The following is a 10,644-nucleotide window of genomic DNA, read 5'->3' on the forward strand; positions in this document are numbered from 1 at the left end:
CCACCCCGGCGAGGATGAACTATGTCCGCTCACCAGAAGAAACACCCCTTCGATTTCAAAACCCAGTACGGCCTTGGCTTCAATCCGCAAGACGATGAGATCGTTGTGGACTTCTTCTGCGGTGGCGGCGGCGCCGGTACCGGGCTGGAAATGGGCCTTGGGCGCACCGTCAGCGTGGCCAAGAATCACAGCCCGGCAGCGATCAGCATGCACACCGTGAATCACCCGGGCGCGAAGCACTTCACGACCGATGTATTCGACGGCGATCCGGATACCGAATGCGGTGGCAAGGCCGTGGGCTGGTTCCACATGAGCCCGGATTGCACCCACCACAGCCAGGCTGCCGGCGGCCAGCCGCGTAAACGGGAAATCCGCAACCTTTCGTGGATCGGCTTGAAGTGGGCAGGCAAGAAGAAACCTCGCGTCATCAGCCTGGAGAACGTAAAGCAGATCCTGCAATGGGGGCCGCTGGTGGCCAAGCGTTGCAAGTCGACCGGTAAGGTCGTGAAGCTGGGCGGCGGCATTGCCGCACCTGGTGAGGTTGTGCCGGTCGATCAGCAGTTTCTGGTGCCAGACCCTGCGCGGCGCGGCCAGACGTGGGCGGTGTTCGTGGCCGAGTTGGAGCGCCTGGGCTATGTGGTCGAGTGGCGCGTGATCCGAGCGTGCGATTTCGGTGCGCCCACCAGCCGGGAACGCCTGTTCATGATTGCCCGCTGCGACGGACAGCCGATCGTGTGGCCAGAGCCGACCCACGCCAAGCGCCCCGCCAAAGGCCAGAAGGCTTGGAGGACAGCCGCCGAGTGCATCGACTTCACCGACCTGGGCAAAAGCATATTCGGACGCAAGAAAGACCTGGCGCCGGCCACCCTACGCCGGGTCGCCAAGGGCATGAAGAAGTTCGTCATCGACAACCCGGCCCCCTTCATCGTCCCGATCGCGAACTGGTCGGGCGAGACGGTGCAATCGGCCAACGAGCCGCTGCGCACGGTGACTTCATATCCCAAAGGCGGCGCTTTCTCGGTCGTCAGTCCAGTCATCGCGCCAGCGACCCACCAAGGCAGCGATCGCATCAACGATCCACTTGAGCCATTGCCGACAATCACTTGCGCCAACCGTGGCGAACTGACGCTGATCAGCCCTACCCTGATCCAGTCTGGCTACGGGGAGCGCGAAGGCCAGCAGCCCCGCGTGCCGGGTATCGATCAGCCGCTGGGCACAGTTGTCGCTGGCGGCGTTAAGCACGCACTTGCAGCTGCGCACCTGGTGAAGTTTCGATTCAACGATGCAGGCAAAGCGCTGGATGAGCCCCTGCCAACCATTACCAGTGGAGGGAACTACCAACGGCCCGCTGGTGCAGCTCACGCAATGGGTGTGTCCACGGTGTTCATGGCTCAAATGAACGGCGGCTTCAACACAACCCACGCCAAGGGTGTCGACGAACCCATGACGACGGTCACCAACACCGGAAGCCAGCAGCAACTGGTGGCAGCAAGCTTGGTGCACCTTCGCGGCAACTGTGATGCGCGGGACGTGAACGATCCGCTGCACACCATCAGCGCAGGCGGCCAGCACCACGGCTTGGTCACGGCGTTCATGAAGCGGGAGTTCGGTTGCAGTGTCGGCCAGCCCCTGGATGAGCCTGCGCCTACCGTTACGGCCGGTGGCGGCGGTAAAAGCTCTGTCGTATCGCTCAAGCTCTCCCCTGAGCATGAGGAAGGCGCACTGCGGGTCGCCGCGTTCCTGATCAGTTATTACGGGACCGAGAACGTCAGCGGTGCAGGCGAACCAACCCCAACCATCACCACCAAGGATCGCTTGGCGCTGGTCACCGTCATGGTCAAGGGTACGCCCTACGTGATCGTCGACATCTGCCTGCGAATGCTCAAGCCGTCCGAGCTGTACAAGGCCCAGGGCTTCCCAGCGGACTACGTCATCACCCACGGTGCCGACGGTAAGCCATTCACCAAGACCCAGCAGGTTCACATGTGCGGTAACAGTGTGAGCCCGCCGCCTATGGCAGCCCTCGCTCGAGCGAACGACCCGTGGCGCATATCAGCTCAACATCAGGTGGCAGCATGATCAACAGGCCAACCTGCTGGCGTGCAGCGGCCCAGGCAGTGCCGAAACAATCGAGTATCACCGCCGAAAGGCCGATACTTGAACTCATAAAGCGCTTCTCCAAGGGTTTGACAGGGCCTCACTTTTGCCCGGTGCGCCCGAACACCCCGCAGTAACCACCCACTCTCAATCAATTCAATGTCAGCCGCGTGTGCGGCAAGGACGAAGTCATGTCTGAAGAAAAGTTGATAGGCCCCGTCGAAGTCACTCGCGACGAGGACGGCTACTGGTATCACCCAGGAATCCCGGATTTCGATGAAGACCATGCCGCCTACAAAGCCTGGCTTGATGGTCAGCAGCTGAAGGTGGTCGGCTGGCACATGGACTCCGACCTCGAATCGCACCCTTACTGGGAGGAAGGCGCAGCCAATTGCCTGGGCTGGGAACCGGAGAAGCCACCGGCCTACGACTGGTTTCTGCTCGGAATTTTTGATACCGAGGATGGCCCGTATGTTCAATGGGCAAGCAGAGAACTGAATACCGCCCTGAGCAAAGCCTAACCCCCTTCCGTACAGAGCCTGCCGGCGATCGGCGGGTGGAGATATCTCATGTCCGCAATTCTTCAACGCTTTCACGAAATCGCAAATGACGCACTGGTGCGCATCAGCGAGCACTGCCTACCAGGCGCGAAGATAGCGCTGGTCATCTACACACCCGGCAAGACTGAGGAAGACATCGTTCTCAAGGACAACAACCTTGAAGACGATGAGGTCGTCAGCACTCTTCGGCGTCGAGGCCTCGGCTTGGACGGTGACAACGCTTACAAGCGCGATCTGTGCGACTCAATTGTCGGAAGCATGGCATTTGGCGCTAAGGACCGCTGCCCACCGCCGGAAGGTCATTGGGCGCAGAGATTCTGGGACTTGGGCCGCGAGACATCCGCGAACACCGAAGAGCTGGTATCAGCGCTCGAACTGGTAACCGATTGCCTGAGAAAGGCACTCACCAGCGGAGAGGTTTCAGCAGCAAGGGCTGGAAACGCTTTGGTGCTTGCCGCCGACTTGCTCGCGAAGCAAACACGCTAATCCCACCTTCCGCCGCCCAGCGCGGCCCGGAGCATAAGCCTATGGCCACCGCCGCCAAGTTGCCGGAAGAACCGGCGCACGACAAAGTCACCGAAAAACGCATGGCCGAACTGATCGGCACCACCGCGAAAGCGCTTCAACGAAAGCGCGAGCGCAACATAATCCCTGCCGGCGTCTGGATGAAGATCGACGGGCGAATCATGTACAGCAAATGGAGATATGACGAATGGCTAGAGAACCTCTGGAACTCCCGACCGGTGTCGAGCTTGTTGGGCAATCCATCAGAATCCGGTTCTCAAGGGGCAAGCGCCGCTGCTGTGAGACGCTCCCCTACCCCCAGACGCCGAAAGGCATCGCCGCAGCAGCAGGTCTACGTTCTCAGGTAAAGCAACTGGAGAAGCTTGGCGCACTGACCCCAGAAAAGTACGCCGAGCTGTTCCCGAACTCCCGCAGCGCCAGCACACACAAGATCCCGATCTTCTTCGACTACGCGCAGGACTGGCTGGACAGCCTGCAGATCGTGGACAGCACCCGAAAGAACTATCGATCCGCACTGCAAACCTACTGGATTCCGTACCTGGCCAGCCTACGCCTTGATGAAATCACGCCGATGAAAATGCGCAAGCTGGCCACAGACATTCAATGGCCGTCCCCCAGCCGCAGGAAAGGTGCAGTGCGAATCGTCACCAGCATTTTTGCCCAGGCGGTCAGTGATGAACTGATCGTGCGCAACCCGGCCGCGTCGATACCCGCGACTCGAGGTGTGAAGCGCGAGATTGACCCGCTGACGCGCGAAGAGGCGGATGCCTTGATTGATCAGCTCTACAAATCGACAAGCGGTTTACAGGCCATCTACGCGGCGTTTTTCGAGTTTTCTTTCTACACGGGGATGCGCCCGGGCGAGGCGATGGCTCTGCGCTGGAGCGAGGTGGATACCCGCAAAAGATCGGCACGGGTATGCCGGATTCGCATCTACGGGAAGATTCAGGAAAGGACCAAAACGAAGGTGGTGAGGGAAGTTTTATTGAACGATCGGGCCTTACATGCACTCGATAAGGCTAGGCCGCTGACGGAGCTGCGCTCTGATTACGTGTTTGCACCCGAAGGGAATGGGGACCGAACAGAGCTTTTTATCCGCTCCGAGACGGGGCCAAAACGTTACTGGTTGAGCGCCATGCGGAAGGTGGGAATTAGAAGGCGCAGGATGTACGACACGCGCCACACCTACGCAACCATGTGCCTGATGTCCGGCATGAATCCGGCATTCATTGCCGCGCAACTTGGGCACAGCGTGCAGGTATTGTTGTCGACCTATGCGAAGTGGATCAGCTCGCCGAGCGACTGGGCAGAGCTTGAAAAGCTCAATATGAGTGAAAGTGGTACGAAATTGGTACGCACCGAAAGCCAGTAACGCCAAACACGCCGAAACACACAAGGTTTAGGACAAATGTGCGGATTAGCAGGTGAATTACGTTTCGACCATCAACCAGCGGACTTAGCCGCTGTTGAACGCATTACCCATGAGCTGGCGCCTCGCGGCCCGGATGCGTGGGGGTTTCATAGCCAGGGGCCGGTTGCCCTTGGTCATCGTCGCCTGAAAATCATGGACCTGTCGGACGGCTCGGCGCAGCCGATGATCGACAGCAATCTGGGCCTGTCCCTGGCCTTCAACGGTGCGATCTACAACTTCCCGGAACTGCGTGCCGAGTTGGAAAGCCTTGGCTATCAGTTCCATTCCGGCGGTGACACCGAAGTGTTGCTCAAGGGCTATCACGCCTGGGGCGCAGACATGCTGCCCAAGCTCAATGGCATGTTCGCCTTTGCCATCTGGGAACGTGACAGCAAGCAGCTGTTCATCGCCCGTGACCGCCTCGGCGTCAAGCCGTTGTACCTGTCGAAAACCGACAAGCGCCTGCGCTTCGCGTCCTCGCTGCCTGCCCTGCTCAAGGGTGGTGACATCAGCGGGATGCTTGATCCGGTGGCGCTCAACCACTACCTCAACTTCCATGCGGTAGTGCCTGCGCCGCGCACCCTGCTGGCCGGCGTCGAAAAACTTCCGCCAGCCAGCTGGATGCGTATCGACGCCAGCGGCAAGGTCGAACAGAAAGTCTGGTGGACCCTGCCCTACGGCCCGCACGAAGACGAGAAAAACCTCACCCTCGAAGACTGGCGCGACCGCGTACTGGACAGCACGCGTGAAGCGGTAGCGATCCGCCAGCGTGCTGCAGTGGACGTCGGTGTGCTGCTGTCCGGCGGCGTCGACTCGAGCATGCTGGTCGGTCTGTTGCGCGAAGTGGGCGTCGAGGATCTGTCGACCTTTTCTATCGGTTTTCAGGATGCCGGCGGCGAGCGCGGTGACGAATTTCAGTATTCCGACCTGATCGCCAAGCATTACGACACGCGCCATCACCAGTTGCGTATTCAGGAACGCGAGATCATCGAGCAGTTGCCTGCGGCGTTCCGCGCCATGAGCGAACCGATGGTCAGCCACGACTGCATCGCCTTCTACCTGCTGTCGCGTGAAGTATCGAAGCACTGCAAGGTGGTACAGAGCGGCCAGGGCGCTGACGAACTGTTCGCCGGTTACCACTGGTACCCGCAAGTCGACGGCGCGAGCGATCCGGTTGCCGCCTACCGTGATGCATTCGTCGACCGCAGCTACGCGGAATACGCCGAGACCGTGCAGCCGAAGTGGCGCACTGCCAACGACGCAGCCGGTGATTTCGTTCGCGATCACTTTGCCCAGCCAGGCGCCAGCGCTGCTGTCGACAAGGCGTTGCGTCTGGACAGCACGGTGATGCTGGTCGATGACCCGGTCAAGCGTGTCGACAACATGACCATGGCCTGGGGCCTGGAAGCGCGCACGCCGTTCCTGGACTATCGTCTGGTCGAACTGTCGGCTCGCATCCCGGGTAAATTCAAGCTGCCGGACGGTGGCAAACAGGTGCTGAAAGAAGCCGCACGCATGGTCATTCCTTCGGAAGTGATCGACCGCAAAAAAGGCTACTTCCCGGTGCCTGGCCTCAAACACTTGCAGGGCGACACGCTTGACTGGGTGCGCGAGCTGCTGACCGACTCCAGTCAGGACCGCGGCCTGTTCAACCCTGCCATGGTCGACAAGTTGCTGACCAACCCCGAGGGCCAGCTCACGCCATTGCGCGGCTCCAAGCTGTGGCAACTGGCAGCGCTGAACCTGTGGCTCAGCGAACAGGGACTGTGATCGATGAAACAGAACGCGACGACTTATAGCCAGCGCCTGTTGCGCGGCCAGTCGCCCTCGTATGAACGTCTGCAGGCGCGACTCGCTGAAGACGGCAGCCAGATAGATGCAGACCCTCTGGCGCTGCATTGTGGCTGGGGACGCTTGCTGATCGGTCACACCTACCCTGATCCGGCCGCACTGGCTCAGGACCTGCTCAACGAAAAACCCGGCGAGCGCGATATCGCCCTGTATGTGGCAGCCCCGCAACAGGTGCTGGCGCAATCGCCGCAGCAGTTGTTTCTCGACCCGTCGGACACGCTGCGTCTGTGGTTCAGCGATTACCGCCCGGCGCACCGTGTGTTTCGCGGCTACCGTATCCGCCGTGCGCATAATGAGAACGACTGGCAGGCCATCAACAACCTGTATCTGGCGCGCGGCATGTTGCCCATCGACCCCGAGCTGCTGACCCCGCGCCACGAAGGTGGCCCGGTGTATTGGGTGGCCGAGGACGAGGGCAGCAAGACGATCATCGGCAGCGTCATGGGCCTCAACCACCAGAAGGCCTTCAATGATCCGGAAAAAGGCAGCAGCCTCTGGTGCCTGGCGGTTGACCCGCAATGCACGCGGCCGGGTGTCGGCGAAGTGCTGGTCCGGCACCTGATCGAGCATTTCATGAGTCGCGGCCTGAGCTACCTCGACCTGTCGGTGCTGCATGACAACGATCAGGCCAAGGCGCTGTACGCCAAATTGAATTTTCGCAACCTGCAGACCTTCGCCATCAAGCGCAAGAACGGCATCAACGAGTCATTGTTTCTCGGCCCAGGCCCGCAGGCAGACTTCAATCCGTATGCGCGGATCATTGTCGAGGAAGCCCATCGGCGCGGCATTGACGTGCAGGTGGATGATGCCGATGCCGGGCTGTTCACCCTCAGCTATGGCGGTCGTCGCATCCGCTGCCGCGAGTCGTTGAGCGATCTGACCAGCGCGGTGAGCATGACCCTGTGTCAGGACAAGAGCCTGACCCATCGTGCCCTGAAGGCCGCCGGCCTGCGCCTGCCCGCACAGCAAAGGGCGGGCAACGCAGACGATAATCTGGCGTTTCTCGAAGAGCACGGGCAAATCGTGGTCAAGCCGCTGGACGGTGAGCAAGGTCAGGGCGTCGCGGTTGATCTGCGCACCATTGAAGACGTGCAGAGCGCCATCGAACAGGCCCGCCAGTTCGACACTCGCGTGATTCTGGAAAGCTTTCACGAAGGTCTGGACCTGCGCATCGTGGTGATCGGCTTTCAGGTCGTGGCGGCGGCGATACGTCGCCCGGCTGAAATCATTGGTGATGGTCGCCACACCATCAAACAGTTGATCGAAGCGCAGAGCCGACGCCGCGCCGCGGCAACGGATGGCGAAAGCCGTATTCCGATGGATCAGGAAACCGAGCGCACAGTGCGCGAGGCCGGCTTTGACTACGCTGATATTCTGCCGATGGATCAGCGCCTGGCCGTACGTCGTGCTGCCAATCTGCATACTGGCGGCTGCCTGGAAGATGTCACGGCTATTCTGCACCCGGTGCTCCACGACGCAGCGGTGCGTGCCGCGCGGGCGCTGGACATCCCGGTCGTAGGTCTGGACCTGATGGTGCCGGCCGCCGATCAGCCTGACTACGTGTTCATCGAAGCCAATGAACGCGTAGGCCTTGCCAATCACGAACCACAACCCACCGCCGAACGTTTCGTCGATCTGTTGTTTCCGCACAGCCTCCCTGTGCATATCTGATCGCAGCTGCGGGCACGGCTGCAAACGGCACATCCGCCTTTGCAGCCCGTGGCTTGCAACTGTTCCATAAGGAGCATCCATGACCCCTGCAAATATCCCCGATCCGGATCTGAAATACCTGCAGAAAGTTCTGTTGGAAATGCTCGCGATCCCAAGCCCTACCGGCTTCACCGACACTATTGTGCGTTACGTGGCCGAGCGTCTCGAAGAGCTGGGCATCCCGTTCGAACTGACCCGCCGCGGCACGATCCGCGCCACCCTGAAGGGCAAGCAGAACAGCCCCGATCGCGCCGTATCGGCGCACCTGGACACCATCGGTGCCAGCGTTCGGGAAGTCAAAGAAAACGGCCGCCTGTCACTGGCTGCGGTCGGCTGCTGGTCGAGCCGCTTTGCCGAAGGCAGCCGGGTCAGCGTGTTCACCGACACCGGCGTAATCCGTGGCAGCGTTTTGCCACTGATGGCTTCCGGTCACGCGTTCAACACCGCCGTGGATGAAATGCCGATCAGTTGGGACCACGTCGAGCTGCGCCTGGATGCCTATTGCACCACCCGCGCCGACTGCGAATCGCTGGGTATCGGCATCGGTGACTTCGTCGCCTTCGACCCTCTGCCTGAATTCACCGAGAGCGGACACATCAGTGCCCGCCACCTGGATGACAAGGCTGGTGTCGCGGCACTGCTCGCCGCTCTGAAATCCATTGTCGACAGCGGTGCCGAGCCGTTGATCGACTGTCACCCACTGTTCACCATCACCGAAGAAACCGGTACGGGCGCGGCTGGCGTGCTGCCCTGGGACGTGAGCGAGTTCGTCGGCATCGACATCGCGCCGGTTGCGCCAGGTCAGCATTCCAGCGAACACGCCGTCAGCGTGGCGATGCAGGACTCGGGCGGTCCTTACGACTACCACCTGTCCCGCCATCTACTGCGGCTGGGTGTGGAAAACGAGTTGCCGGTGCGTCGTGACCTGTTCCGCTATTACTACAGTGATGCGCACTCGGCCGTGACTTCGGGGCATGACATCCGCACCGCCCTGCTGGCCTTCGGCTGTGACGCGACGCATGGCTACGAGCGCACGCATATCGACAGTCTGGCGGCGCTGAGCAAGTTGCTGGGTGCCTACATACTCAGCCCACCGGTATTCGCCAGCGATGCCAAACCGGCGCAGAGCTCGCTGGAGCGCTTCAGCCATCAGATCGAACACGATGCGCAGATGGAATCCGATACCCGCGTACCACCGGTCGACAGCCTGATCGGGCAGAATCGCGAAGAGAGTTGAGGCCCTGTGAATTGCGGTGCGTGGCGCCGCAGTTCTATCATCGCCGCTCATCGACACGAGAACCGCCATGCTGATCCCCTACGACCAACTGGAACCTGACACCCTCACTCGCCTGATCGAGGATTTCGTCACCCGTGAGGGCACCGATAATGGCGACGAAACACCGCTGCAAACCCGTGTACTGCGCGTGCGTCATGCGTTGACCAAGGGCCAGGCGGTGATCTTTTTCGACCTTGAGAGCCAGCAGTGTCAGCTGATGCTCAAGCACGACGTGCCGAAGGAGTTTTTCGAATAGCCTCCAAAGGCCGAGTCAGGTCATTTGCTCACAACGTCGCCTGCTGACCACGCCGCTCACCGAAGCGGCGTTGTTGCCTGTTGCGCAAGCGTCCTGGCGATTCGCTTGTAGACTTCGGCGCGGTGAACCTTGACGTCTTTCGGGGCATTGATCCCGAGCCTGACCTGATTGCCGTTGATGCCCAGAATCTGCACGGTGATGTCATCACCAATGGAAAACGTTTCGCCAATTTCCCGCGTCAGTACCAGCATTTTTCCCACCCTTGCGTTGCGCAAAAGAGGCAGGGTGCATGGCGAAACAAGGCGCTTCAATGCGCTGATGGCAAATCAGTAACGTCCTGCAACAGCACCGGAAAAGACTGAAGGAAACGTCTTACTTTCCAGCCAAATCCGTGGGAAATATCGTTCGCGGCAGTGGTTAATCAAGCGGCGGACCAACGCGGCCCCAGCAGAATGATGGTCGCACCGATGACGCAGAACGCCAGACCCAGCCAGTCCGTGCCCAGCGGCCTGACCCGCTCGACCAGCCCCAGCCAGGCAATCGACGCAACAATGTAGATCCCGCCATACGCCGCATAGGCTCGGCCCGCATAAGCCGCCTCCACACGTGTCAGCAACAGTGCAAACACCGTCAGGCTGACAAGCGCAGGAATCACCCACAGCGCGCTCTTGCCCTGACGTAACCACAGCCAGAAGGCATAGCAACCGAATATCTCGAACAGAGCAGCGAGGAAAAACCACAGGTAATTGAGCATGAAAGGTTCTCAGGTCAGGGCTGCAAGGTGCGCGCAACCCTATCAGAAAACAGTGTGGTCATGACCTTGATACCACCCAAGAGGACGCGGAGCGTCGCACGATAGTTGAGGTTATCGTTCCGCACGCTCCAGCGTGGGAATGCAGTTCGCGACGCTCTGCGTCGCAAGAGGACGCGGAGCGTCCGGAACGGCATGACGACGCGG

General features: G+C 60.5%; 10 protein-coding genes. 8 read left to right on the forward strand and 2 right to left on the reverse strand.

The window, feature by feature from the left end:
• Window positions 1–21: 21 nt before the first annotated feature.
• From QRN50_RS05290 to QRN50_RS05325, 8 genes are all read left to right on the forward strand, one after another.
• A complete protein-coding gene (locus QRN50_RS05290) occupies window positions 22–2,079 on the forward strand; it encodes a DNA cytosine methyltransferase (protein WP_096127035.1) in 2,058 nt (685 codons plus the stop codon).
• A gap of 209 nt (window positions 2,080–2,288) precedes the next feature.
• Window positions 2,289–2,618, forward strand: a complete 330-nt coding sequence (locus tag QRN50_RS05295; protein ID WP_096127034.1) for a hypothetical protein — start codon at window positions 2,289–2,291, stop codon at window positions 2,616–2,618.
• Between the two features lie 48 nt (window positions 2,619–2,666).
• Window positions 2,667–3,143 (forward strand): hypothetical protein, encoded by a 477-nt coding sequence (locus QRN50_RS05300; protein ID WP_096127033.1) that lies wholly within the window; start codon window positions 2,667–2,669, stop codon window positions 3,141–3,143.
• A gap of 226 nt (window positions 3,144–3,369) precedes the next feature.
• Window positions 3,370–4,554, forward strand: a complete 1,185-nt coding sequence (locus QRN50_RS05305; RefSeq protein WP_096127032.1) for a tyrosine-type recombinase/integrase — start codon at window positions 3,370–3,372, stop codon at window positions 4,552–4,554.
• 36 nt (window positions 4,555–4,590) lie between these two features.
• Window positions 4,591–6,363, forward strand: a complete 1,773-nt coding sequence (locus tag QRN50_RS05310) for an N-acetylglutaminylglutamine amidotransferase (protein WP_096127031.1) — start codon at window positions 4,591–4,593, stop codon at window positions 6,361–6,363.
• Window positions 6,364–6,366: 3 nt separating this feature from the next.
• A complete protein-coding gene (ngg, locus tag QRN50_RS05315) occupies window positions 6,367–8,115 on the forward strand; it encodes an N-acetylglutaminylglutamine synthetase (RefSeq protein ID WP_096127030.1) in 1,749 nt (582 codons plus the stop codon).
• A gap of 79 nt (window positions 8,116–8,194) precedes the next feature.
• Complete coding sequence (locus tag QRN50_RS05320) at window positions 8,195–9,391, forward strand: osmoprotectant NAGGN system M42 family peptidase (RefSeq protein ID WP_003402538.1); 1,197 nt, start codon at window positions 8,195–8,197, stop codon at window positions 9,389–9,391.
• A gap of 67 nt (window positions 9,392–9,458) precedes the next feature.
• Complete coding sequence (locus QRN50_RS05325; RefSeq protein ID WP_003314533.1) at window positions 9,459–9,686, forward strand: YheU family protein; 228 nt, start codon at window positions 9,459–9,461, stop codon at window positions 9,684–9,686.
• Between the two features lie 56 nt (window positions 9,687–9,742).
• On the opposite strand, the gene csrA is transcribed toward QRN50_RS05325, so the two are convergent.
• Together csrA and QRN50_RS05335 are read right to left on the reverse strand one after the other, a co-directional pair.
• The gene (csrA, locus tag QRN50_RS05330) at window positions 9,743–9,937 is read right to left on the reverse strand and encodes a carbon storage regulator CsrA (protein WP_003402536.1); all 195 of its coding nucleotides are present in this window, start codon (window positions 9,935–9,937) and stop codon (window positions 9,743–9,745) included.
• A 170-nt stretch (window positions 9,938–10,107) separates the two neighbouring features.
• Window positions 10,108–10,440 (reverse strand): YnfA family protein, encoded by a 333-nt coding sequence (locus QRN50_RS05335; RefSeq protein WP_003393231.1) that lies wholly within the window; start codon window positions 10,438–10,440, stop codon window positions 10,108–10,110.
• Window positions 10,441–10,644 lie beyond the last annotated feature (204 nt).

This window comes from Pseudomonas sp. MEJ108 (assembly GCF_030208985.1).
Lineage (GTDB): Bacteria > Pseudomonadota > Gammaproteobacteria > Pseudomonadales > Pseudomonadaceae > Aquipseudomonas > Aquipseudomonas fragariae.

Excerpts from the sequence above, each read along its gene's own strand:
- QRN50_RS05290 (WP_096127035.1), top strand. The coding sequence starts at position 22 with ATGTCCGCTCACCAGAAGAAACACCCCTTCGATTTCAAAACCCAGTAC.
- QRN50_RS05295 (WP_096127034.1), top strand. The coding sequence starts at position 2,289 with ATGTCTGAAGAAAAGTTGATAGGCCCCGTCGAAGTCACTCGCGACGAG.
- QRN50_RS05300 (WP_096127033.1), top strand. The coding sequence starts at position 2,667 with ATGTCCGCAATTCTTCAACGCTTTCACGAAATCGCAAATGACGCACTG.
- QRN50_RS05305 (WP_096127032.1), top strand. The coding sequence starts at position 3,370 with ATGGCTAGAGAACCTCTGGAACTCCCGACCGGTGTCGAGCTTGTTGGG.
- QRN50_RS05310 (WP_096127031.1), top strand. The coding sequence starts at position 4,591 with ATGTGCGGATTAGCAGGTGAATTACGTTTCGACCATCAACCAGCGGAC.
- ngg (WP_096127030.1), top strand. The coding sequence starts at position 6,367 with ATGAAACAGAACGCGACGACTTATAGCCAGCGCCTGTTGCGCGGCCAG.
- QRN50_RS05320 (WP_003402538.1), top strand. The coding sequence starts at position 8,195 with ATGACCCCTGCAAATATCCCCGATCCGGATCTGAAATACCTGCAGAAA.
- QRN50_RS05325 (WP_003314533.1), top strand. The coding sequence starts at position 9,459 with ATGCTGATCCCCTACGACCAACTGGAACCTGACACCCTCACTCGCCTG.
- csrA (WP_003402536.1), bottom strand. The coding sequence starts at position 9,937 with ATGCTGGTACTGACGCGGGAAATTGGCGAAACGTTTTCCATTGGTGAT.
- QRN50_RS05335 (WP_003393231.1), bottom strand. The coding sequence starts at position 10,440 with ATGCTCAATTACCTGTGGTTTTTCCTCGCTGCTCTGTTCGAGATATTC.